The sequence below is a fragment of the Brevundimonas vancanneytii genome (assembly GCF_901421975.1).
Classification (GTDB): Bacteria; Pseudomonadota; Alphaproteobacteria; order Caulobacterales; family Caulobacteraceae; genus Brevundimonas; species Brevundimonas diminuta.
The window spans coordinates 63,201-85,291 of record NZ_LR588407.1 but is presented as its reverse complement, the minus strand read 5'-3'; the positions used below and the strand labels follow the sequence as shown (position 1 = coordinate 85,291).

General features: G+C 69.0%; 21 protein-coding genes, 1 tRNA gene and 2 pseudogenes. 14 read left to right on the top strand and 10 right to left on the bottom strand.

Annotated features, from left to right (window positions below; genetic code table 11):
• Positions 1-1,297 precede the first annotated feature (1,297 nt).
• The 8 genes and pseudogenes from FGL25_RS17070 to FGL25_RS00380 all read left to right on the top strand — a co-directional run.
• Positions 1,298-1,546 (top strand): annotated as a pseudogene (locus FGL25_RS17070) (MucR family transcriptional regulator); the annotation flags it as partial.
• Entirely contained in the window at positions 1,546-1,968 is a 423-nt protein-coding gene (locus tag FGL25_RS00405) for a hypothetical protein (protein WP_138140621.1), read from the top strand. The pseudogene FGL25_RS17070 and the gene FGL25_RS00405, both read left to right, overlap by 1 nt.
• Entirely contained in the window at positions 1,968-2,411 is a 444-nt protein-coding gene (locus tag FGL25_RS17860) for a TetR/AcrR family transcriptional regulator (RefSeq protein WP_138140620.1), read from the top strand. Before FGL25_RS00405 ends, FGL25_RS17860 begins: the two co-directional genes overlap by 1 nt.
• Positions 2,404-2,769 carry a hypothetical protein gene (locus tag FGL25_RS00395; protein WP_138140619.1) on the top strand — a complete coding sequence of 122 codons (366 nt, stop codon included), beginning with the start codon at positions 2,404-2,406 and terminating at the stop codon, positions 2,767-2,769. Before FGL25_RS17860 ends, FGL25_RS00395 begins: the two co-directional genes overlap by 8 nt.
• Entirely contained in the window at positions 2,769-2,918 is a 150-nt protein-coding gene (locus FGL25_RS16730; RefSeq protein WP_167493260.1) for a hypothetical protein, read from the top strand. Before FGL25_RS00395 ends, FGL25_RS16730 begins: the two co-directional genes overlap by 1 nt.
• Positions 2,915-3,823, top strand: a complete 909-nt coding sequence (locus tag FGL25_RS00390; RefSeq protein WP_138140618.1) for a hypothetical protein — start codon at positions 2,915-2,917, stop codon at positions 3,821-3,823. The genes FGL25_RS16730 and FGL25_RS00390 overlap by 4 nt, the downstream gene beginning before the upstream one ends.
• The gene (locus FGL25_RS00385; protein WP_138140617.1) at positions 3,816-4,235 is read left to right on the top strand and encodes a hypothetical protein; all 420 of its coding nucleotides are present in this window, start codon (positions 3,816-3,818) and stop codon (positions 4,233-4,235) included. The genes FGL25_RS00390 and FGL25_RS00385 overlap by 8 nt, the downstream gene beginning before the upstream one ends.
• Entirely contained in the window at positions 4,232-4,558 is a 327-nt protein-coding gene (locus tag FGL25_RS00380) for a hypothetical protein (RefSeq protein WP_138140616.1), read from the top strand. The genes FGL25_RS00385 and FGL25_RS00380 overlap by 4 nt, the downstream gene beginning before the upstream one ends.
• Here the strand turns inward: FGL25_RS00380 and FGL25_RS00375 are convergent.
• The gene (locus FGL25_RS00375; RefSeq protein WP_138140615.1) at positions 4,555-4,830 is read right to left on the bottom strand and encodes a hypothetical protein; all 276 of its coding nucleotides are present in this window, start codon (positions 4,828-4,830) and stop codon (positions 4,555-4,557) included. The genes FGL25_RS00380 and FGL25_RS00375 overlap by 4 nt on opposite strands.
• A 236-nt stretch (positions 4,831-5,066) precedes the next feature.
• Here FGL25_RS00375 and FGL25_RS17855 point away from each other — a divergent pair, with 236 nt between their 5' ends.
• Complete coding sequence (locus tag FGL25_RS17855; RefSeq protein WP_354702814.1) at positions 5,067-6,695, top strand: recombinase family protein; 1,629 nt, start codon at positions 5,067-5,069, stop codon at positions 6,693-6,695.
• Here the strand turns inward: FGL25_RS17855 and FGL25_RS00360 are convergent.
• Both FGL25_RS00360 and FGL25_RS17850 read right to left on the bottom strand, forming a co-directional pair.
• Positions 6,652-6,728, bottom strand: a tRNA-Met gene (locus tag FGL25_RS00360). The genes FGL25_RS17855 and FGL25_RS00360 overlap by 44 nt on opposite strands.
• Before the next feature lie 184 nt (positions 6,729-6,912).
• Positions 6,913-7,122, bottom strand: coding sequence for a hypothetical protein (locus tag FGL25_RS17850; RefSeq protein WP_354702782.1), 210 nt, complete (start codon positions 7,120-7,122; stop codon positions 6,913-6,915).
• On the opposite strand from FGL25_RS17850, the gene FGL25_RS00355 reads away from it, so the two are divergent.
• From FGL25_RS00355 to FGL25_RS00345, 3 genes and pseudogenes are all read left to right on the top strand, one after another.
• Positions 7,121-8,161: a PQQ-dependent sugar dehydrogenase gene (locus FGL25_RS00355; protein WP_354702781.1), complete on the top strand. Its 1,041-nt coding sequence runs from the start codon at positions 7,121-7,123 to the stop codon at positions 8,159-8,161. The genes FGL25_RS17850 and FGL25_RS00355 overlap by 2 nt on opposite strands.
• A gap of 291 nt (positions 8,162-8,452) precedes the next feature.
• A pseudogene (locus tag FGL25_RS00350) lies at positions 8,453-9,659 on the top strand (acetyl-CoA C-acetyltransferase).
• Positions 9,660-9,676: 17 nt separating this feature from the next.
• Positions 9,677-11,869, top strand: a complete 2,193-nt coding sequence (locus FGL25_RS00345) for a 3-hydroxyacyl-CoA dehydrogenase NAD-binding domain-containing protein (protein ID WP_088412000.1) — start codon at positions 9,677-9,679, stop codon at positions 11,867-11,869.
• Between the two features lie 149 nt (positions 11,870-12,018).
• On the opposite strand, the gene FGL25_RS00340 is transcribed toward FGL25_RS00345, so the two are convergent.
• From FGL25_RS00340 to FGL25_RS00330, 3 genes are all read right to left on the bottom strand, one after another.
• On the bottom strand, positions 12,019-12,837 hold the full coding sequence (locus FGL25_RS00340) for a TIGR02186 family protein (protein ID WP_076222980.1): 819 nt from the start codon (positions 12,835-12,837) through the stop codon (positions 12,019-12,021).
• Complete coding sequence (locus tag FGL25_RS00335) at positions 12,837-13,760, bottom strand: sulfite exporter TauE/SafE family protein (protein WP_040346327.1); 924 nt, start codon at positions 13,758-13,760, stop codon at positions 12,837-12,839. Before FGL25_RS00335 ends, FGL25_RS00340 begins: the two co-directional genes overlap by 1 nt.
• Positions 13,761-13,876: 116 nt before the next feature.
• Positions 13,877-16,669, bottom strand: a complete 2,793-nt coding sequence (locus tag FGL25_RS00330) for an SEL1-like repeat protein (protein ID WP_252969929.1) — start codon at positions 16,667-16,669, stop codon at positions 13,877-13,879.
• A gap of 244 nt (positions 16,670-16,913) precedes the next feature.
• Between FGL25_RS00330 and FGL25_RS00325 the strand changes: the two genes are divergently transcribed.
• Together FGL25_RS00325 and FGL25_RS00320 are read left to right on the top strand one after the other, a co-directional pair.
• Positions 16,914-17,132 (top strand): hypothetical protein, encoded by a 219-nt coding sequence (locus FGL25_RS00325; RefSeq protein ID WP_003166340.1) that lies wholly within the window; start codon positions 16,914-16,916, stop codon positions 17,130-17,132.
• 64 nt (positions 17,133-17,196) lie between these two features.
• Entirely contained in the window at positions 17,197-17,703 is a 507-nt protein-coding gene (locus FGL25_RS00320) for a pyridoxamine 5'-phosphate oxidase family protein (RefSeq protein WP_040346328.1), read from the top strand.
• 42 nt (positions 17,704-17,745) lie between these two features.
• Here the strand turns inward: FGL25_RS00320 and argF are convergent, their stop codons facing one another.
• The 4 genes from argF to FGL25_RS00300 form a co-directional block, all read right to left on the bottom strand.
• Positions 17,746-18,663 (bottom strand): ornithine carbamoyltransferase, encoded by a 918-nt coding sequence (gene argF / locus FGL25_RS00315; RefSeq protein ID WP_003166342.1) that lies wholly within the window; start codon positions 18,661-18,663, stop codon positions 17,746-17,748.
• Between the two features lie 155 nt (positions 18,664-18,818).
• The gene (locus tag FGL25_RS00310) at positions 18,819-19,994 is read right to left on the bottom strand and encodes an aspartate aminotransferase family protein (RefSeq protein ID WP_138142324.1); all 1,176 of its coding nucleotides are present in this window, start codon (positions 19,992-19,994) and stop codon (positions 18,819-18,821) included.
• 134 nt (positions 19,995-20,128) lie between these two features.
• Entirely contained in the window at positions 20,129-21,043 is a 915-nt protein-coding gene (locus FGL25_RS00305) for a M20/M25/M40 family metallo-hydrolase (protein WP_138140614.1), read from the bottom strand.
• An 86-nt stretch (positions 21,044-21,129) separates the two neighbouring features.
• Complete coding sequence (locus FGL25_RS00300) at positions 21,130-21,969, bottom strand: ABC transporter permease (RefSeq protein ID WP_138140613.1); 840 nt, start codon at positions 21,967-21,969, stop codon at positions 21,130-21,132.
• Positions 21,970-22,091: the final 122 nt, after the last annotated feature.

Genomic DNA, 22,091 nt, shown 5'->3' with positions numbered 1-22,091 from the left:
CCTCGAACCCGGCGTCCCCTTCATCGAGCGCGAGGCGACCGAGGCCGAGGCGCTGCAGATCACAATCATCGAGAACAGCCAGCGCCAGGACCTTTCCCCCTGGGAAGACGCCCAGCTGCTGCTGCAGCTCCAGACCGCCACCGGCTGGAACGCGTCCGAGCTGGCCCGCAACATCGGCCGCGCGGCCGAGGGCGAGCGCTCCGGCCTGCGCGACGTCCAGACCAAGCTGAAGGTCGCCCGCGAAGCCTCGCCCGCCGCCATCGCCGCCTATCTCGAAAACCGCAGCTGGGACCAGCTCCGCAACAGCGTAAGCCAGCCCAAGCCGCAGACCACGTCCGACCTGGTCGCGGAGTATGGCGCCAACGTCATCGCAACTTTGACGCCAGCCGTCACGCCGCTGGAGCAGGCGATTGCTGCGACCGACAGGGGCCCAATGCGCGCCGCCGCGTTCGGCGTACCTGAAGATTTCACCTGCTTCGCGGACGGGAAATACGGCAACGACGCCTTCGCCGTCGCTGCTGAATGGATCGAGCCAGGCTCGCTGGAAACCTTCGCCCTCGACCACAAGACCCAAGGCGACCACGATTTCCCACGCGCACAAATCCAGGTCGCCCGCATCAGAGGCTCGGACGGATGGATCGAGGACAGCGGCTATTCCCTGTCCAACATTGGCCACCACGCCCGCCTCAAGGGCGTCCACTCGGCCAACACCACTGCCTTCGCGAGCCGCGCAGAGGCGCTTGAACACGCCGCCGAACGCATCCGCAGCAGCATCGGCCGAAATGAACGCAAGGGCGTGCCGGCGGACATCGAGGCTTGGCTGCGCCAAATCCTCGGCCAGCCCGCCATGCCCACCGGTCCCCACGTCGTCAACGGCGTCGACTACGGCAACGCCACGCGGGCCCAGGAAGCCCGCTATGCCGCCGGCATCCTCCAACGCCCGGCCGCAAACTACGGCGCGTCTTCGCGCAGCGAGACGCCGGCGCTGTCGGCCGAGCCCGGCGCCGAAGCGACGCTGCCGGCGACGACGATCGAACGGCTCCCCGCCACGGCCCGCGAAGAACTGGCGGAACAGCGCCTCGAGCGCCTCGGCGCCGCCCTGCAGATCCTGACCGACCGGCTGGAGCCCTTGCTCGCCGTCCTCCGGGGCGATCGCACTGAGGACGGCCTGATCACCATCGAGACCGGCGACGCGGACTACTACGAGCGCGAGATCTCGGAGGCCTGCGCCTGGGCCGAAGACGCCTTGGCCGAGACCACCACGGTCTTCGACGGCCACGGCGAAGAGATCGGCCGACCCGACATCGGCGCCCCGGCCGTGCCGATCCGCAAGTCGATCACGGCCGACTTCATCGTCTGCCTTGAGGATGGCCGAAAGTTCAAGTCGCTGAAGCGCCACCTGCGCACCCGCTACAACCTCTCGCCGGAGGAGTATCGCCGGCGCTGGGGCCTCCCGGCCGACTACCCCATGGTCGCGCCCAACTACGCCAAGGCCCGCGAGGATCTGGTCCGCCGGATGGCCCTCCGCCAGGCGGGGACGCGCTGATGTCCGCCCGCCCATGGATCGAAGGCGCCGCCCTTCTGGCCGCCCATCACCGCGCCGCACCGGCGCCCCGAACTCTTCACCGCAGGAGCTATCCCGTGTCCCCCGACGTCCGCTTCGCCCTGCTCAGGGCTGACCCCCAGGCCAAACCTCTGGCCTTTCCCGACATCGGCGCCCTGGCGCGCCACATCCAGCGCGAACGCGCCGGACGCTCGATCGAGCTGGTCGACATCGAGGACCTGCGCTTCGACGGCGACGCCAACATGCGCGAGGGCGTCTCGGTCTACGTCCTGGACCTCGGCGGCGATCGCGACGGCCTGATCGGCCACTGCTGGCTGGACCGCCAGGGGCAGGACGCGCTGCGCCACGCCCTCGCCCGCAACCAGCTGACCTGCGTCAGCAGCCCTTCGGCGAGGGCCGCCTGATGGACGGCGCGACCTTCTCCTCCGCCCCGGCCACGCCCGGCGCCGCTGCCGAACTTCCTGCCCGCCTGAACCGGCGTCAGGCCGCCAAGCTGCGGACGCGTCAGCGCGTCCTTGCCGCCGCTACGGACCTTTTCAAGGACGTCGGCTACGCCAAGGGCACCATCCGCGCGATCGCCAAGAAGGCGGGCATGTCCACCGGCGCGGTCTTCGCCAACTTTGACGACAAGGATGACCTCTACGTCGCCGCCTTCGGCCACCCGCCGCTGACGCCCGAACAGGGCCTCTGCCTGGCCGCCGCCCTGCGGCAGGCCGAAGCTTTCATCCGCGGCTTCGACGACGACCCTCTGCAGGAAGGCATCCCTGAGCTGCTGCAGGTCATCACGGCGGCCCTGCCGCCTCCGCCGCCCGCACCGGCTCCGGCGACGGGAGGCGCCGATGCATGACCGCCTGCCTGGGCTACGCGCTCTCGATCATTCACGCGGCCCTGATGCGCCTGTTCGGCCGCCGGCGCCTGCTCTGACGCCATCGGCCCCGCCCCCGGCCTATGTGGACCGGGGCTACCATCCCGGCGGCCGGTGGGAGCGGATCCTGCGCACGATCCAGGACCGGCCGCTGACCGAGAGCGAGATCCTCCGCGCCGTCCACGACGGGCGCTACCCGCGCAAAATCGAGCGCCGCAAGGTCTACGCCGCGCTCGGCGCCATGACCCGGCACGGACTGGCGGCGCGCCTGCCCGGACGGCCGCCGGCCTTCACCGCCACCGCGCACGGCGTGCGCGTCCTGCTCGATCCGGCCGCCTGATGCTGGATCTGCACCCCATCCCCGACCGCCACCCGCGCCTGATCGTCTGGTGCGGCTGGTTCCGCCGCGAGGGCTATCCGCTCCGCGACATCGCCCACCTCTTCAACATCTCGATCGGCGAGCTGATCGAAGCCGGAGTCGAACCATGACCAAAGCCATCATCAACGGACCCGGCGCGCGCCCGTCCGCTCAGCTGAAGCGCTTTCTCGCCATCCAGGACATCCTGATGGGCTTCTCGGAGGGCGTGGACGGCGACCGCCTGCAGGCCGCCATGGCCTGGGCGCTGGACGGAAAGGCCAACTATACGCGCCCGCACCTGATCAGCCTCTTCGCCGCCCCGTGGGTCGCGGCGCAGGAAGAGGCGGGATGGCAGGGCGACGCCATCCTCCAGGGCGAAAAGGATCTGGACGAGATCACCGCCGTCGCCCTGCAGGCGGATCCCGTCGAGGACTTCCTCGACCAGGTGCGGGCCGAGCTGACGCGCGCCCGCGCCCTCTTCCCCGGCGACCGGATCATGACCCTGGCCATGGCCGAGGAGTTCGGCGAGCTGGTCAAGGCCGTCCTGGACGAGCCCGCGGCCAACGTCCGCAAGGAGGCGGTCCAGACCGCCGCCATGGCCGCCCGCGTCGTCCTCGATGGCGACGGCTCGGTCGACGCCTGGCGGGCCGCCAAGGGGCTGGATCCGCTGACCGGAAGCGAGACAGCCACGGCCCCGACGCCCGGAACCCTGCTCCGCCATGACGACGGGAGAACCGGGACCTTCGCCAGCCTGGAAGAGGACGGGCGCTACCGCGTCCGCTCTCTCAAGGGCCCCGGCTTTTGGGTCTTCCATCCCGCTGACTGCCGGCTTTCCGCCCCGGATCTAACCTCGCCCGCGCCAGCGCGAGACGCTGAGAAACTGCGGGAGGCGCTGAAGCACTACGCCTGTTCGTGTGAGCCGGGTCACTGCGCCATGTCGGCCGATGAGACCGACGTCCCTGTTGACGACCAGATGTGCGGTCGCCGCGCTGCCGAAGCCCTCTCCGCAGCACCTGGTGAGGGCGGCGGTGACTGACGCCTCAGCACCCCACTGGAGCCTCTACGAGGTGACCGTCACCGTCGGCGACTATGCTGCTACCTCGACGCTCTCGGCCGCCTCACGGTCAGGGGCCGTCTACCAGGCCTTCCTCAGCTACAGCGACGTCTGGACGATCAGTTTCCGCGACTTCCTGACCATGGTCAGGGCCCGCCGGGTCACCAGCTGCGCTGATGACGGCTACGGCTATGTGCGCCGCGCCTATGGCGTCGATCCCCGTATCGGCGCCGAGGTCGAGCTGGTCGATGAAGGCGACTGGACCGCCAAACGCGGTCGGATCGTTCACCCCGGCAAGTCATCCACCGCCTATGTCCATGTCGCCTTCGCCGGCATTAGGCACGCCCTGAGCTGCCACCCGAACAGCGTCCGCATGATCGAGGGCCAGCCATGACCGCTATGCCGCCTCGATCGGCCGGCCTCGAAGGAATCCCGCTTCAGCACGACGGCGTCGTCGTCGGCATGGTGCCCGTGCGCGGCGTCGGCTTCCGCGTCGGCCTGCAGGGCGCCGGTCAGGCGTTGATCATGAGCCCGGCCAAGGCCCGCCGCATGGCCTCTGCCTGGCGCAGTCCTGAAGCCAAGGCGGCCGGGCTCGACTGGATCGCCGACGCGCTGGAGGAGGCCGCGCGCGACATCGACGCCATGCCGGCGGCCGAACAGATCCAGAAGGCCAACGACATGTGGGCCGCGATCGCCGCGACGGGGTCGCAGCACTAGTCATGGCCCCCGCTCCTCGCCGCGCCAGCGAAGCGATCGAGCCCCCCTCCGGCGGGCTCGATCCCGCTCTCCTGCGCATCGTTCAGGCCATGGCCCGTGCGGATGCGCGCCGCGACTTCCAGGCCGCCAGCGCCGCCCCCTTGCCGAACGACAGGCTCGCGAGTCACGATTAGCGCCACGGCCACGGCGACGATCGCCGCCGCCACAATGGCCAGGGCGATCAACCCGACGCTGTTCGAGACTTCCAGATCGAGGGTGTGATGCAGTTTCACGACGACAGTTCCTCAGCGATGACGCCGCCAGTCTCGAACCGTTCGAGATCCGGCAACGCGCTGATCGTCACCTCGCCTTCAAGGGGGGCGGACGCTCAACGCACGCCCAGCCTGTCGTCACGACGCGAAATCGCACAATGCACCGCTGTTGTCGCAACCGCCCCGCACAACAGAACTTGCTCAAGCCCCCGTCGTGACAGCGCCGCGACACACGCCCATTGGGAGGGCGGACGGCCATGACCCGCGTCGCCCTTTACGCCCGCTACAGCTCCGATCGCCAGAACGAGCGCTCGATCTCCGACCAGCTGAATCTGCTGATCCAGCACGCGGCCGCCAAGGGCTGGGCGGTCGTCGCCACCTATACCGATGCGGCCATCTCCGGCTCGGCCATGGCGAATCGCCCAGGTCTCCTTTCGGCCCTGGCGGCGGCCGAGCGGGGCGAGTTCGACCTGCTGCTGGCCGAGGACGAAGACCGCCTGGCCCGCAACCTCGAGCACCTGGCGCACGTGGCGAACCGGCTGGCCGACATCGGCGCCGGCATCGCCACCCTGTCCACCGATCGCCTCCAGGACATGCACGTCGCGTTCAAGGGCCTCATCGCCCAGGACTTCATCCGCAACCTCAGCCTGAAGACCAAGCGGGGCATGGCGTCCAACGCCGAAAAGGGCCTCGCTACCGGCTCGCGCCTCTACGGCTATCGTTCGCAGCCCGGCGGCGCCGTCGAGATCGTCCCGGAGCAGGCCGAGGTCATCCGGCGCATCTTCGCCATGTATGTCCATGACCGGATGTCGTCGCGCGAGATCGCCGAGCGCCTGAACCAGGACAGGATCCCGTCGCCGGCCGGCCGGGAATGGAACGCCTCGTCCATTCAGGGCTCGCGCCAGCGGGCCAACGGCATCCTTCACAGCGAGATCTACGCCGGCGTGAAGGTCTACAACCGCGTCGAGATGCGAAAGGACCGCCAGACCGGCCGCAAGATCACGATCTGCAAGCCGCCCAGCGAGCACAAGCGGATCGACGTCCCTCACCTGGCCATCATCGACCGCGACCTGTGGAACGCCGCCCGCCAGCGGCTGGACAGCCGCCAGACGGCCGATCCGTCACAGCGGGCCAGCCTGCGCCGCCGCCCGGGCTTGCTGTCCGGCCTGACCAAGTGCGGCTGCTGCGGGGCCTCCTACACCTCGCTCAGCCAGGGCCGCCTGGTCTGCGCCGCCTATCGCGAGAAGGGCGCGTCCGCCTGCGACAACAACCGCCACGTCAGCCGCGCCGAGATCGAGCAGCGCGTGCTGGACGGCCTGCGCACGCGGCTACTGGCCCCCGAGGCCGTCGCCGCCTACGTCCGCGCCTATCACGCCGCCTGGGCCGAGCAGGCCGCCCAGGTCGAAGACCGCCGCCGCCCCCTGACGCGGCGGCTGGCCGAGGTCGAGAGGGCGATCGAGCGCGGGGCCGAAGCCCTGCTCTCCGGCGCGACGGCGGCCGCCGTCATCGGCAAGAAGCTGGAGACCCTCGAGATCGAACAGGCCGAACTGAAGGCGGCCCTGCAGCAGCTAGACGCCGACGGCGCCCCGCCGGTCCAGCTGCACCCGCGCGCGGCCGAAAACTACGCCCGCAAGGTCGAACAGCTGCAATCGCGCCTGGCCCAAGCGGCTGACAGCACGGAAGTGGCGGACAGAGAGCTGATCGGCAGCGTCAGGGACCTGATCCAGCGAATCGATATCGAGCCGGTCAACAAATCCCGGGGTGCACCGGTGCGGGTCACCCTGCACGGCGACCTCGCCCGGTTCATTCGCCCGCAGCAACCACCCATTGGTGGGTGTGCGTTGGTGGTTGGAGGCGGGATCGAACCGCCGACCTGTGGGTTATGAATCCACCGCTCTAACCATCTGAGCTACCCAACCCCTTACGGAGCATCGCGCCGGATCGAGAACGACCCCTGAGCGCGAGAGGGGTGCGTATATCGCCGCCTTCTCTCCGGTTCAAGCCGCTTCGATGCGGATTTCGTGCGGGACTATCGGTCGCGGCGCGTTTCGGCTCGCGCAAAGCGCGTCGAGGCGGCATCCTGACCGTTCAAAGCCACGCTGTTCAGGAGCCGCCATGCTGCGCCCCGCCCTCTTCGCCGCTTCCGCCGCCGCCCTGGTTCTCGCCGCCTGCGGGGCCAATGGACAGGATGAGGCGCCGTCCTCCGCCGCCACGGGCGCGCCGGTCGAGACCCGCCCGCCCAACAACCCGGATCAGAAGCCGGCGCTCGAAGGCCAGACCCCGCGCCCCGTCGGTCAGCACCACGATCGCCATGCAGCACGCCGTCGTGGCCGAAGGGCTGGAGCATCCGTGGGGCCTGGCTCTGCTGCCGGACGGCCAGTGGCTGGTGACGGAAAAGCCGGGCCGGATGCGCGTCATCAGCGCCCAGGGCCGGATCGGCGCGCCGATCGGCGGCCTGCCCGCCGTGGCGGCGCGCGGCCAGGGCGGCCTGCTGGATGTGATCCTGAGCCCGACTTTCGCCCAGGACCGGATGATCTACTGGTCCTACGCCCAGCCGCGAGACGGCGGCAACGGCACGGCCGTGGCCCGCGGGCGCCTGTCGGACGATCTGAGCCGCGTCGAGAACGTGCAGGTCGTCTTCCAGGTCAAGGACACCTATGACGGGGACAAGCATTTCGGCTCCTCCCTGGTCTTCGGCCCGGACGGCAAGCTGTACATCACCATCGGCGAACGCTCGGACAAGCCGATGCGGCCGACGGCCCAGAGCCTGGCCTCGCACCACGGCAAGGTCATCCGCATCAACGCCGACGGCTCGGTCCCGTCCGATAACCCCTTCGTCGGCCGCGAAGGCGCCCTGCCCGAGATCTGGTCCTACGGCCACCGCAACCCGCAGGGCATCGCCGTCCAGCCGGGAACCGGCGCGGTCTGGAGCATCGAGCACGGCACGCGCGGCGGCGACGAGCTGAACCTGGAGAAGGCCGGCGCCAACTTCGGCTGGCCCGGCGCGGCCTACGGCATCGAATACAGCGGCGACGCCATCCCCGGCGCGACGACGACGCAGGAAGGCACCGTCCAGCCCGTCTACTACTGGGACCCGGTGATCGCGCCGGGCGGCATGGTCTTCTACGACGGCGCCATGTTCCCCGGTTGGAAGGGGAACGCCCTGATCGGCGGCCTGGGCGGCAAGCATCTGGTTCGTCTGGTGCTGCAGGACGGCCGCGTGGTCGGCGAAGAGCGCCTGCTGACCGGCCTGGGCGAGCGCATCCGCGACGTAGCGGTCGGGCCTGACGGCGCCGTCTGGGTCGTCACCGACGAGGAGAACGGCAAGCTGGTGCGGCTGGCGCGCCGCTGAGACTGAGAACACAGGGCGGGCCGCACACAACGGCCCGCCCTTTTGACATCCGGCGACCTCACGCGCCTTGTTACTTGACGTTGACGTAAACGTCGGCTTTCTAACGCCCTGAGTTTCAATTCCAGACGCGATGATCGGATCCGTCCGCTCGTCACGCCGCCCAAGACGCCACCCCGTCCCTTATGCAGCGAGGCGCCGCGCGCCGAGCGATAGGGACACCAAGAACCCGTCCCTCATGCAGTTCGCTGCCGCGCAGCGAACGGTAGGGGCACAACAAGAGAGAGACGCTCCATGGCCGACGCCTACATCTACGACGCCGTGCGCACCCCGCGCGGCAAGGGCAAGAAGGACGGCAGCCTGCACGAGATCACGGCCCTGAGCTTGGCGACCCAGGTTCTGGAAGCCCTGCGCGACCGCAACGGCCTGGACACCGCCAAGGGTCGACGACGTGATTCTGGGCGTGGTGTCGCCGGTGGGCGAGCAGGGCTCGGACATCGCCCGCACCGCCGTGCTGTCGGCCGGCTGGGGCCAGGAGACGGCGGGCGTGCAGATCAACCGCTTCTGCGCCTCGGGCCTGGAAGCCGTGAACATGGCCGCCGCCAAGGTGAAGTCCGGTGAGGCCGACATGGCCGTCGGCGGCGGCGTCGAGGCCATGAGCCGCGTGCCCATGGGTTCCGACGGCGGCGCCTGGCCGACCGACCCCTCGGCGGCCTTCCCGACCTATTTCGTGCCGCAGGGCGTCTCGGCCGACATGATCGCCACCAAATACGGCTTCAGCCGCGACGACGTGGACGCCTATTCGGTCGAAAGCCACAAGCGCGCCGCACAGTCCTGGGCCGAGCGCCGCTTCGATCGATCGGTGATCGCGGTCAAGAACCAGCTCGGCCTGACCCAGCTGGACCGTGACGAGACCATTCGTCCGAAGACGGACATGCAGACCCTGGGCGGGCTGAACCCCTCCTTCGTCATGATGGGCGGCATGGGCTTCGACGCCGTGATCAACCAGCGCTACCCCGAGGCGGCGGGCGTCAACCACGTTCACACGCCGGGCAATTCGTCCGGCATCGTCGACGGCGCGGCGGGCATCCTGGTCGGCTCCAAGGAGATGGGCGAGGCCCTGGGCCTGAAGCCCCGCGCGAAGATCCTGGGCGGCGCCTCGATCGGCTCCGAGCCGTCGATCATGCTGACCGGCCCCGAGCCCGTCACCCGCAAGCTGCTGGGCAAGCTTGGCATGCAGCCGGGCGACATCGACCTGTATGAACTGAACGAGGCCTTTGCCGCCGTGGTGCTGCGCTACATGCAGGCGCTCGACATCCCGCACGACAAGATCAACGTCTGCGGCGGCGCCATCGCCATGGGGCACCCGCTGGGCGCCACCGGCGCCATGATCCTGGGTACGGTGCTGGACGAGTTGGAACGCTCGAACAAGTCGACGGCCCTGGCCACCCTGTGCATCGGCGGCGGCATGGGCACCGCCACCGTCATCGAACGCGTCTGATCCGGGAGCGAATGACTATGGAAAACTTCAAGATCGACATCGACGCCGACGGCATCGCCACAGTCGCCTTCGACGTGCCGGGCCGTTCGATGAACACCCTGACCTCGGCCGTGATCGCCGAGATCCCGGCCCTGGTCGAAAAGATCAAAACCGACGACGCCATCAAGGGCGTGGTCCTGACCTCGGGCAAGACGACCGGCTTCTGCGCCGGTGCGGACCTGGGCGACATGGCCTCGGGCATGCTGGCCGGCGGCGGCGACCTGCAGAAGGCGTTCGACACCGGCTGGGCGCTGAACGGCGCCTTCCGCGCGCTGGAAACCTCGGGCAAGCCGGTGGCGGCGGCCATCAACGGCCTGGCGCTGGGCGGCGGGCTGGAGTTCACCCTGGCGTGCCACTATCGCGTCGTCGAGAACGACCCGAAGATCCAGCTGGGCCTGCCCGAGATCAAGGTCGGCCTCTTCCCCGGCGGCGGCGGCACCCAGCGCCTGACGCGCCTGATCGGGGTCCAGACCGCCCTGATGCAGATGGCCGAGGGCAAGTCCTGGCGCCCGAACGACGCCAAGGGCGCCGGCGTCGTCCATGAGGTCGTCGAGAAAGGCCAGTCGGTCGCGGCCGCCAAGGCCTGGATCAAGAACGGCGGCAAGGCCGTCCAGCCGTGGGACGATCCCAAGTTCAAGATCCCCGGCGGCGGCCCCTACCACCCGGCGGGCGCCCAGGTCTTCATCATGGGCAACGCCATCCTGCGCAAGCAGTCCTACGGCAACTATCCGGCCGTGCTGAACATGATGAAGGCCGTCTATGAAGGCGTGCAGGTGCCGATCGAGGCCGGCCTGCGCATCGAGACGCGCTACTTCATCAAGACCCTGATGACGCCGCAGGCCCAGGCCATGATCCGCAGCCTGTTCCTGTCCAAGCAGGAGCTGGACAAGGGCGCCGTGCGCCCGGCGGGCGTACCCAAGTCCGATCCCAAGAAAGTCAGCGTCCTGGGCGCCGGCATGATGGGCGCGGGCGTGGCCTATGTTCAGGTCATGGCCGGCATCGAGACCGTGCTGATCGACCAGACCCAGGAAGCCGCCGATAAGGGCAAGGCCCACGTCGAGGAGCTGCTGAAGAAGCGCCTGTCGCGCGGTCAGATGACCCAGGAGAAGTTCGACGCCACCTTGGCCCTGGTCACGGCGACGACGGACTATGACCTGATCAAGGGTTCGGACCTGGTCATCGAGGCCGTGTTCGAGAACCGCGAGATCAAGGCCGACGTCACCAAGCGCGCCGAGGCTCAACTGGCTGAAGGCGCGGTGTTCGGCTCCAACACCTCGACCCTGCCGATCACCGGCCTGGCCGAGGCCAGCGTCCGGCCCGAGGACTTCATCGGCATCCACTTCTTCTCGCCCGTCGACAAGATGATGCTGGTCGAGATCATCATGGGCGAGAAGACCGGCGACGCGGCCCTGGCCAAGGCGCTGGACTATGTCCTGAAGATCAAGAAGACGCCGATCGTCGTCAACGACAGCCGCGGCTTCTACACCTCGCGCTGCTTCTCGACCTTCCTGATGGAAGGCATGGCCATGCTGGAAGAGGGCTATTCGCCCGTGCTGATCGACAACGTCGGCCGCATGACCGGCATGCCGCGCGGCCCGCTGGAGATGCACGACGACGTGGCCCTGGACCTGTCGTACAAGATCGCCAAACAGACCCGCGAGGATCTGGGCGACAAATACGTCCCGACCGAGGGCGAGCAGATCGTCGCCACCATGGTCGAACAGGGCCGCTACGGCCGCAAGAACGGCAAGGGCTTCTACGACTACGACCAGAAGCCCAAGGTCATCTGGCCGGGTCTGGCCGAGCTGGCCCCGACCACCAAGGGCGACGCCTTCGGCGAAAGCCCCGAGGCGCTGGCCGCCATCGACGAGCTGAAGACCCGCCTGCTGTATCGCCAGGCGGTGGAAGTGGCCCGTTGCTGGGAAGAGGGCGTCATCGACGACCCGCGCGAGGGCGACCTGGGCGCCATCCTGGGCTGGGGCTTCGCGCCCTGGACCGGCGGCCCCATCACCTTCATGGACCAGACCGGACTGAAGGCCTTCGTGGCCAAGGCCGACGAACTGGCCGCCAAATACGGCGACCGCTTCAAGGTTCCGCAGCTTCTGCGCGACATGGCCGCCAAGGACGAGACCTTCTACGGCCGCTTCGCGCCGCAGACCAAGGCGGCCTGAGGCTCAGGCACAGACTGAACGGAAAGGGCGGCCTTCGCGGGCCGCCCTTTTTTGTTGGCGCTACCCTCGCGACGCAGTCGCTCGCTGCTTGAGCGCCTTGCCCTACTTCCCGCTCATCCCGGCGTCCGCCGGGACGAGCGGGAAAGGGCCTATCTACTCCTGAACACCCGCGACGCCGCATAGCCCGTCATCGCCGCCAGCAGCACGCACAGCACGCCGTAGCTCCACGGCCGGCGGTGGGCGAACTCATAGATGTCGCGCTCCAGCCCCACCTTCTCGACCGTCAGGGTCAGGTTGGACACCGACACCGGCGTCCCTTCCTGGAACAGCCAGACCTCGGCGTAGTATTTGCCGGTCGGGGCCACGGCGGGCAGCTTGACCTCGGCGCGGAACAGGCCTCGATCGACGAACTCCACCCCCTTGGGATCGGTGTCGTAGAGGGCCGCCGCCTCCTTCAGCCGGATCACGGCGCGGCGCCAATCCAGATAGTCCTCGCCCAAGCGGCTGATGACCACGTCGCGCACGCCGTAGCGGGTGACGGTGCGGGCCTCTTCCGGCGCGTCGATGCGCAAGTGGTCCACCCCCACGCCCAGACGGCGCAACTGGCCGAAGTCGGCGATGTCGCTCAGCGGCCGCGTAGAAGCGGTCATGTAGAAGCCGGGCGCTCCCTCGAACAGCACCGGGCGGCTGTTCAGCCAGACCCCCATGTTGCGCGTCTTCTTGACCAGGCGAACCGGCGCGTCGGGGCCGCGCACCACCACCACCACGTCGGCGGGCGTATCGGTCGGGTTGAACACGGCGCCGTAGAGGACGATCGACGCCCCCTTGAACCCGGAGTCCACGTCCACCCGCGCGTCCGTGAGGGCGGCGGCGATCCGCACATCCTCGGTCGTGGCGGCCGAGCGTTCGATGATGATCTCGGGCGCGGCGGCGACGGGCGGCGGCTCGGGCGGCAGAACCTGGAACATCAGTCCGCCACTCCCGGCGCCAGCAGGAACAGGTCGCCAGGCCGCACGAATAGCTCCAGCCCCATCTGGATGCCGACCAGCAGGACGATCAGCCCCAGGGCCGCGCGCATTTCCTCGGCGCGGAACCGGCCTGACAGCTTGGCGCCGTACTGGGCCCCCACCACCCCGCCCAGCAGCAGGATGGTCGACAGGACGATGTCCACCGTCTGATTGCGCCCGGCTTGCAGCACCGTCGTGATGGCCGTGGTGATGATGATCTGGAACAGGCTGGTGCCGACGACCACGCTGGCCTTCATCCGCAGCACATAGAGCATGGCCGGCACCAGGATGAAGCCGCCGCCCACCCCCATGATGGCCGACAGAATCCCTGCGAACACGCCCAGGCCGAGCGGCGGAATGGCGCTGATGTAGAGGCCCGAGCGCGGGAAACGCATCTTGAACGGCAGGCCGTACAGCCACATGGGGCGGCGACGTTCCTTGCGCGGCGGCGTCTCGCCCCGGACGCGGTGCAGGATCTGCGTCAGGCTTTCGTACAGCATCATGCTGCCGATCGAGCCGAGGAACAGCAGATAGGACAGGGCCACCACCAGGTCGGCCTGGCCCAGCAGGCGCAGGTAGCGGAACAGCTCGACGCCCAGCACGGCGCCCAGCGCCCCGCCGACAGCCATGATGCCGCCGATGCGGTAATCGACCGCCTTCATGCCGGAATAGCGGATGACGCCCGAGGTCGAGGAGGCCACGACGTGGCTGGCCTGGCTGGCCACCGCCACCGTCGGCGGGATGCCCAGAAAGACCAGAACCGGCGCCATCAGGAAGCCGCCGCCGATGCCGAACAGACCGGACACGAATCCGACCAGCGCCCCCAGCAGAACCAGGAGCGGCCAGTTCACCGAGACTTCGGCGATCGGCAGGTAAATATCCACGGCACGCGCCTTCGGCTGGAAGGACAGGCAATCGGCGCCGGAAAGGCGACTAGGCTTCCGGTCTTAGCGGCCCCTGCGGCGAACCGCCACCCCCGGCTGAACGCGTCGTGCGCCGATCAGGCGGCCGGCGCGGTGAAGGCGTCGGCGGCCTCGCGCGCCGTGCGGCGGTCGGCCGCCGACAGGCCAGAGGTCAGGCGCTGCACCGAGGCCAGGGCCTGCTGGTCGCCGCGTCGGGCCGCGATCATGTACCACTTGAACGCCTCGACCCGATTGGGGGCCACGCCCTGGTCGCCCTTCTCCAGCAGTTGGGCGACGTTGTACTGGCTGTCGACCCGCCCGGCGGTCGCCGCCTTGGTCAGCCAGGCCAGGGCCTCGGCGCGGTTCTGCGCGCCGCCCACGCCGTCATACAGCTGCATGGCGTAGAAATGCATGGCCTTGGCGTCGCCCGCCTCGGCGGCCCGGCGGGCCCAGGCGCGCGCCTCGGCCTCATCCGCCGTCAGCCCGGCGGCGCCGTCCTGATATAGGCTGGCCAGGCGCAGCTGCGCCGGGGCGTAGCCCAAGTTGGCGGCGCGGGTCAGGGGCTCCAGCCCGCCGTCGTCGCCGTTGTCCAGCATCTGCACGGCGCGCGCGAACAGGCCCGCGCCCTCGGTCGCCGCCGCATCGGGCGACGGCACGGCGTCGGTCGGCGCGGCGTCCAGCGCCAGGGCCGCGATCGGCGCCGTCGTCTCAGCGGGCGCCGCATCGTCGCTCGACGTCGGCGCCAGGGTGAAGCCGCCGGGCAGGGTCAGGCCCGAACCGCCCGCCACCTGCAAGGTGGCGTAGCCGCCGACGACGCCCAGAGCCGCCACCGCCATGGCGCCCAGCGCCGTGCGCATGGTCGAGCTCTGACGGCCGGCCTGCTTGTCCAGACGCTCCTGCAGCTTGGACTTGCCGCCGCGCTTGGCCAGGCCGAAGGCCTGACGCGGCGCGGCCTCGTCTTCGGGCGCCATGGCCGCGCGAGCGGCCTCCAACACGTCGCGGGTCGAGGCCGCAGCAGGCTCCTGCGCCGGCTCTTGCGGCGTGACGAAATCCAGCTCGGCCGAGAAGTCGTCGACGTCCGCCGCCTCGCCGAGGTCGAACGGCTGACGGTCGGCGTCCTGATCGGCCGCAGCGTTCAGAATGTCGCTGACGTCGGCGCCGCCGAACAGGTCTTCATCCTCCAGAGACGCAGCCTGCGGCCAGGCGTCGGCCGCGACCCGGCCGAACGGCGCAGCCGTCTTCGGTTCGGTCTCCAGAAGGTCAGTCTCCAGCGGATCGCCGAAGATGTTCTCAGAGCCCGATGCGAAATCCGACACGGTCGTCGGGGCGTCGCCCATCACAGGCTCGACGGACCAATCCTCGACCGGATCGGCGAAGGCCGTCGCACGCCAGTCGCCGCTGGCGGTTTCCGCCGGGGTCCAGGGCGCGGGGTCGGGGCTTTCCAGCGGCGGGGCGCGACGCGGGGCGCGATCGGCGCGCTGCTCCATGCTGTCGCGGGCGTCGGCCAGCAGGCGCGCCGTGCGCTCCTCGCTCTGACGCATCCGTTCGGCCAGATCGCCCGAGGCGCTCTCGTGACGCTGGTGCATCTTGTCGGCGCTCTCCGACAGACGGCGGCCGATATCGTCGATAGCCTGGGCCGAGCGGCGCTCGGACTGGGCGATGCGTTCGCTCAGGCGATCCGAGATGCGGGCGATCTCGCCGCCCAGACGCTCCAGCGCCAGGGCGTGCTGATCGTCGGCCTGGGTCAGACGCTGGTCCACCGTCTCAGCATGGCGGGCCAGGTCGCGCTGCAGCTTCTGCTCCAGCGCCGTGATGCGGGCGTCCGACGGCCCCACGCCGCCGGCTTCGACCTTCTCGACCCGGCCGTTGAGGTTGCGGGCGATCCGCATGATCTCGCGGCCCATGCCCTCGACCGCGGCGGCCGAGCGCTGCTCGGCGGCGCGGGCCTGATCGCCGATGGCGGCCAGGGCGCGTTCGATCCGTTCGACGCGTCCCTCGGTCTCGACGGCGTCGAGACGGCGGATCATCTCGGTGCGGCTGGACTCGACCTGGCGCGTCAGGCTCTCGGCCAGCTTCTCGAAACGCGAGGCCTCGCGCGCGTGGTCCGGCTCGATGCGGCGCTCGGCGTCGCGCATCCGCAGATCCAGGGCGGCGAACGACCGCTCCAATCCCTTCAGCGCATCAGAGGTGCGCGACTGGGCGTCGTCCAGACGCACGCCGACCTGCGACAGCAGGGAGGTTCCGGCGCCCGGCCCAGCCGCCTTCTCGACCGCCTCGATGCGGTCGCGCAGCTCGCTGACGCCCGCGCGTTGGCGCTCGTCCATCTCGTAGAGACGGGTGGAGACGGCGGTCAGGGCCGCGTCCAGCTTGTCCAGGCCTTCGCGCGCCTCGGTCCCGGCGTCCTGCTCCAGACGACGCAGGCGACGATGGCCCTCGCGCAGCTCTTCGGCGATGTCGTCGATGCGGCGGGTCTTGGCGGCTTCGGCTTCGTCCTGCGTCTCAAGACGGCGCACCAGACCGGCCACGGCCTGGTCGATGCCCTGGATCGCGAGGGTCGAGCGGCGCTCCGCCGCCTCCAGACGCTCGGCGATCACCTCCAGCGAAGCGCCCATGCGGCCCAGGTTCTCATGGCGGCCCAGGCCTTCATGCCGGTGCGCATCCTCGCCATAGACGTCGTCCAGGCGGCGCGAGCGGCTGCGGCGGTCATAGGGGTCCGGAATGGGCGACCGGCGCGGCAGGGTGGCGACGCCGTCGTCGTCGTCCGGCTCGTCCATGATCATGGAGTTCAGCCACTCGCCCAGGGTCATGCCCGAACGTCGCGCCAGATCCTTGGCGATCTCGCGCGCCTTGGGATCGATGCCCTTCACGCTCCACGGCGCCGCTGCGGTCACTGATTCGCCTCCCGACCCATGGCGCGAACGGTATCCTTCCAGATAAAGCGTGTAAACGTGTCGTTAACCGCTAGATGTGGCGCCTCGTCGCGAGTCGCCGACGGCAGCCGACAGGCCGCTGATGCGCCCGGCATGGTTAATGCCGCGTTTAGATTAACCGCGCATCAAGAAATACGGCCACGCTGGCGATCCTGCGCGCCCGAGCGCTTGCATCGCCGCCTCGGGCGCCCCAACTGGCGGCGTCATGGACGCCACGCTCACCCTGATCCTGCTGATCGTCTCGATCGCCGTCGTCGTCTTCGCGGGGTGGCGAGGGTCGCGGCCGACAGACATCATGCGCGGCCCGCGCATGATGCCGTGGCGCTTCATCATGCTGCTGGCGGCCGCCCTGGTCTTCTTCCTGCTGATCCACCTGCTGGCGGAGCTGAGCGGGCGGCCTCTGCCGTCCGCGGCGCCGTTCTAGACGGGAACGCTCCGACGCCGGGTTGGTTGTCCTGTCTCCCCGAACGACGAGACAGGAGACGATCTTGACCGACAAGCACCTGACGCCCGCCGAGGCCGAAGAGGCCTTCTGGAAAAGCCTGAAGTCCAGCAACACCGGGATGCTGGGACTGGATCGCCCCGGCTATCACAGCCAGCCGATGACCGCCTTTCGCGAGGCCGAGACCGGAACCATCTGGTTCTTCACCCGCGACGACACCGACCTGGCGCGCGACGCGGCGACGCCGGGACAGACGGCCATGTTCAGCTACGGCTCCAAGGACCAGAAGGTCTGGGCCTGCATCCACGGCGCCCTGTCGGTGCATGGTCACGACCGGGACGTCATCGAACGCTACTGGAACCCGGTGCTGTCGGCCTGGTATCCGGACGGCAAGGACGATCCCCGCCTGACCCTGTTGCGCTTCGACGGCGACGACGGCCGGGTCTGGGTCAGCGACGGCGGCTTGATGAAGTTCGCCTTCGAGATCGCCCGCGCCAACCTGACCGGCAAGGAGCCGGACGCGGGCGACGTGGTCGACGTCAACCTGCGCTAGGCCTAATTCGCCCTCAAGCAGCGCGAAGCGCGTTAGGGCGATCTAGAAAGCTCCGAAGCACCAGGCCAGGACCGCCTTCTGAGCGTGCAGGCGGTTCTCGGCCTCGTCCCAGATCAGCGACTGCGGGCCGTCGATGACGGCGTCGGTCACCTCTTCGCCGCGGTGGGCGGGCAGGCAGTGCAGGAAGACCGCGTCGTCGGCCGCCTCGGCCATCAGGGCCTCGTCGACGCCGTAAGGCTCGAAGGCGGCCAGGCGGGCCTCATAGTCCTGATCGCCCATCGACACCCAGGTGTCGGTGACGACGACGTCGGCGCCCTTGACCGCCTCGCGCGGATCGCTGGTCAGGTGGACGTGGGCGCCGCCCTTTTCCAGATCGCGCAGGTCGGGGTGGTACTCCGCCGGGCAGGCGACGTGCAGGTGGAAGCCGAACTTGGGCGCGGCGTGCATGAAGCTGTGGCAGACGTTGTTGCCGTCGCCGATCCAGGCGATCGTCTTGCCCTCGATCGGGCCGCGATGCTCTTCGATGGTCATCAGGTCGGCCAGTATCTGGCACGGGTGGCTGCGGTCGGTCAGGCCGTTGACCACCGGCACGGTCGAGACGCGAGCGAAGCGCTCGACGTCTTCATGATCATTGGCGCGGATCATCACGGCGTCGACCATGCGCGACAGGACGCGAGCCGTGTCCTCGACCGGCTCGCCCCGGCCCAGCTGCATGTCCGCGGCGGTGGCGATGATGGAGTCGCCGCCCAGCTGGCGGATGGCCGCGTCGAAGCTGAAGCGGGTGCGCGTCGAGTTCTTCTCGAAGATCATGGCCAGGACGCGGTCCTTGCCCGGCGCATCGGCGTCGGCGCGGCCCTGGGGCCAGCCTTTTCGGGCGCGTTTTCGGGCGTGGGCGTCGTCCAGAATGGCGCGCAGATCAGCTGCGTCCAGGCGGTGGATGTCGAGGAAGTGACGAACCATGACCAAGCCTTCTCCCTCCCCTTCATGGGGAGGGTGGTCCCGCAGGGACCGGGTGGGGGCGGCCCTGCGAAAGTCTGGAGGTAGAAGAAAGCGTCCCCACCCGGCCTCGCCTCGCGGCTCGGCCCCCTCCCCATGAAGAGGAGGGAGAAACAGCGTCAGCCCGCGACCTTGGCGCGGGCGAACTCGCAGGCCTTCTCGAACTTCTCGATGGCCTCGCGGGCCTCGTCGAGGGTGATGTTCAGCGGCGGCAGGACACGGACCAGGTTGTCGCCGCCGCCGGCGACCAGCAGCCTGGCCTCGTCACGGGCCCAGCCCATGAACTCGCGGTTGTTCGGAACCAGCTTGACGCCCAGCAGCAGACCCTTGCCGCGCACCTCGACGATCACGTCGGGGAAGCGCTCCTTGAGGCCGTGCAGCTGCTGGGTCAGGTAGCCGGCGACCTCATTGACGTTGTCCAGGATGGCGTCAGACGAGACTTCGTCGAAGGCGGCCTGGCCGACGGCCATGGCCAGCGGGTTGCCGCCGAAGGTCGAGCCGTGGACGCCGACCGTCATGCCCTTGGCCGCCTCGGCGGTGGCCAGGCAGGCGCCGATGGGGAAGCCGCCGCCCAGGGCCTTGGCGACAGCCATGATGTCCGGCGTCATGCCGGCCCATTCGTGGGCCCACAGCTTGCCGGTCCGCCCCATGCCGCACTGGACTTCGTCGAAGATGATCAGGACGCCGTACTTGTCGGCCATCTCGCGCATCCAACGCAGGTCTTCCTCAGGCGTGGCGCGGCAGCCGCCCTCGCCCTGGACCGGCTCCAGGATGATCGCGGCCGTGTTCGGGTTCTCGAAGGCGGCGGTCAGGGCGGCCTTGTCGCCCCACTTCAGCTGATGGAAGCCTTCCATCTTGGGCCCGAAGCCCTCGGTGTAGCTGGGGTTGGCGGCGGCGTTGATGGCGCCGTAGGTGCGGCCGTGGAACGAGCCGTCGAAGCCGTAGATGTCGATGCGCTCAGGCTGGCCGTTGGCGACGTGGAATTTGCGCGCCGTCTTCAGGGCGCACTCGATCGCCTCGGTGCCCGAGTTGGTGAAGAAGACGACGTCGGCGAACGACTTCTCGCACAGGGAGTCGGCCAGGGCGTCCTGCCCCGGAATCTTGAAGATGTTGGAGACGTGCCACAGCTTCTCGGCCTGATCCTTGACCGCCTGCACCAGCTTGGGGTGGGCGTGGCCCAGGGCGTTGGTCGAGATGCCCGAAACGCAGTCCAGGTATTCCGTGCCGTCGGTGGACCAGAGGCGGACGCCCTGGCCGCGCTCCACTTCCAGCGGCGCGCGATTGTAGACACCCATCAGATGACCGGACACTTGGCAGACTCCATAAAGCGAGACGGTCCCGACGCGTCTGCGACGGGACCGCTTTGGAAAAGGGCGACGAACTTGTCGGGCGCTATTTCCGCTTAGTCAACACCGCGAGGGGCGCGAATTCAGCGCAGTTGCGCATCCAGCTTCTGGATCAGGGCCGCATAGGTCCGGCCCGCCAGGTCGATGGTATGGCCCTCGACCGCTGCGATGGCGTCGTCCTTGGAGTGGATGACGCGGAAGACCTGAGGGACGAAGCCCTCGGCGAGGCCGTTGGTCTCGCCGCCGTTGAAGGCCAGCCACATCTGGTGGGCGCCGACCTCATCCTGAAAGCCCAGCGAGACCACCGGCGCGCCCGCCGCCGAGAAGGCCCGGTCGTCGGACGGCGGATACTCGGGGAAGCCGACGCACTGCTGGGCGCGCTCGGCGCACAGCTCCTGCACCGCGCGGGTGACGAAGGCCGACTGCGCCCCGTTGTTCTCGCCGTACATCATGGTGTCGCCGTAGGCGGCGACGTCCGAGTTCACCACGGCCGCGATATTGGCGACCCCATGCGCCTCGATCCACTTCTTGGCGCCGATCAGGCCCAGCTCCTCCTGGTCGAAGAAGATGATGCGGATGCGGTGCGACAGCGGCGCCTCGCGCAGGATCTTGGCCGCCTCGATCAGGGCGACCACCGAGCCGGCGTTATCGACCAGACCGTCCGCCATCGTCCCGTCGGGCAGCTTCACCGCGTCGTAGTGGGCGGTCAGCAGGATCTCCTTCTCGCCCTCGCCGATGACGACGACGACGTTGGAGCCCTGCATCGGACCGGCGCGGCCGCCGCCTTCGAAGGTCTCGACCGTGGGCGCAAAGCCCTCGGCTCGCAGCTGGCTCAACAGCACCTCCAGACGCTCGGCGTTGGACGGCTTGGCGTAGGCGCCGACCTGTTCACGCAGATCGGCGGCGCGATCCTGGGCGAGAGACGGCGCGGCCGTCAGGCAGACGACGGCCAGGCAGGCGCCGCTGACGGCGGCTTTCAGGCGAAGGTGAAACGACATGGCGAGGCCCCTTTCGCGAGACCCCTCGCCTCGCGCTCGACGCCTTGCTTAAAGCGAAATCGGTTCAGATGCGACCGCATCTGGACTCAGCTCTTCAGCCGCCAGCCCGAACGGAACACCAGCCAGCAGGCTGCGCCCATGACCATGGTCAGCACGGCGCTCATGACCACGCCGACCATCAGGCTGCCCTCGGCATGGCCGATGAAGCCCGCCCGGAAGCCGTCGATCAGGTAGAAGAAGGGATTGAACTTGCTGATGCTGGCGAAGGGCTCGGGCAGGCTGTCGACCAGGTAGAAGGTGCCCGACAGGAAGGTCATCGGCATGACCACGAAGTTCTGCACCGCCGACAGGTGGTCGAACTTCTCGGACCACAGCCCCGCCAGCACCCCGACCATGCCCATCAGCAGGGAGGCGATCAGGCCGAACCAGACGATCAGGGCGATGTTGGCCAGCCCCAGCTTCGCAAACGGCATGACGCAGATCGCCGTCACCAGCCCCACCGCCACGCCGCGCGTCGCCGCGCCCAGGGTGAAGCCGACCGTCAGCTCCAGCGGGCTGAGCGGCGGAGTCAGAAAGTCGGTGGCCGTGCCCATGATCTTGGCCTGGATCAGGCTGGACGAAGCGTTGGCGAAGGCGTTCTGCAGAATGGCCATCATGATCAGGCCCGGCGCGACGAACTCGGCGAAAGGCGTGCCGTGCAGAGGCGGCCGCGCCCCCTTCAGGGCCACCACGAAGACCATCATGTAGAGCAGGGTCGTCACCACCGGCGCCGCCACCGTCTGGGCGCCCACCTTCCAGAAGCGGCGGACCTCCTTCAGGTAGAGGGTGCGCAGCCCCACCCAGTTGATCCCGTCATAGCGACGAGGCTGGGGCAGGCCGTGAGGTGCGGCGGAAGAGGCGTCGGAACCGGCGATCAGGTGCGTCATGCCGCCTCAGATGCGACAGCCAAGCCGGTTTCGCAAGGCGCAGCCCCTGTGGATGACGCCCAAGAAATTGAGTCAAATCGGGACATTAACCATACTAGATGTAGTTTCTGTGGACAGGTGAA

What these genes read in the sequence shown, in the direction of transcription:
- FGL25_RS00405 (WP_138140621.1), top strand. Translation starts at nt 1,546, where the DNA reads ATGTCCGCCCGCCCATGGATCGAAGGCGCCGCCCTTCTGGCCGCCCAT.
- FGL25_RS17860 (WP_138140620.1), top strand. Translation starts at nt 1,968, where the DNA reads ATGGACGGCGCGACCTTCTCCTCCGCCCCGGCCACGCCCGGCGCCGCT.
- FGL25_RS00395 (WP_138140619.1), top strand. Translation starts at nt 2,404, where the DNA reads ATGCATGACCGCCTGCCTGGGCTACGCGCTCTCGATCATTCACGCGGC.
- FGL25_RS16730 (WP_167493260.1), top strand. Translation starts at nt 2,769, where the DNA reads ATGCTGGATCTGCACCCCATCCCCGACCGCCACCCGCGCCTGATCGTC.
- FGL25_RS00390 (WP_138140618.1), top strand. Translation starts at nt 2,915, where the DNA reads ATGACCAAAGCCATCATCAACGGACCCGGCGCGCGCCCGTCCGCTCAG.
- FGL25_RS00380 (WP_138140616.1), top strand. Translation starts at nt 4,232, where the DNA reads ATGACCGCTATGCCGCCTCGATCGGCCGGCCTCGAAGGAATCCCGCTT.
- FGL25_RS17855 (WP_354702814.1), top strand. Translation starts at nt 5,067, where the DNA reads ATGACCCGCGTCGCCCTTTACGCCCGCTACAGCTCCGATCGCCAGAAC.
- FGL25_RS00355 (WP_354702781.1), top strand. Translation starts at nt 7,121, where the DNA reads ATGCAGCACGCCGTCGTGGCCGAAGGGCTGGAGCATCCGTGGGGCCTG.
- FGL25_RS17850 (WP_354702782.1), bottom strand. Translation starts at nt 7,122, where the DNA reads ATGGCGATCGTGGTGCTGACCGACGGGGCGCGGGGTCTGGCCTTCGAG.
- FGL25_RS00345 (WP_088412000.1), top strand. Translation starts at nt 9,677, where the DNA reads ATGGAAAACTTCAAGATCGACATCGACGCCGACGGCATCGCCACAGTC.
- FGL25_RS00340 (WP_076222980.1), bottom strand. Translation starts at nt 12,837, where the DNA reads ATGTTCCAGGTTCTGCCGCCCGAGCCGCCGCCCGTCGCCGCCGCGCCC.
- FGL25_RS00325 (WP_003166340.1), top strand. Translation starts at nt 16,914, where the DNA reads ATGGACGCCACGCTCACCCTGATCCTGCTGATCGTCTCGATCGCCGTC.
- argF (WP_003166342.1), bottom strand. Translation starts at nt 18,663, where the DNA reads ATGGTTCGTCACTTCCTCGACATCCACCGCCTGGACGCAGCTGATCTG.
- FGL25_RS00310 (WP_138142324.1), bottom strand. Translation starts at nt 19,994, where the DNA reads ATGGGTGTCTACAATCGCGCGCCGCTGGAAGTGGAGCGCGGCCAGGGC.
- FGL25_RS00305 (WP_138140614.1), bottom strand. Translation starts at nt 21,043, where the DNA reads ATGTCGTTTCACCTTCGCCTGAAAGCCGCCGTCAGCGGCGCCTGCCTG.
- FGL25_RS00300 (WP_138140613.1), bottom strand. Translation starts at nt 21,969, where the DNA reads ATGACGCACCTGATCGCCGGTTCCGACGCCTCTTCCGCCGCACCTCAC.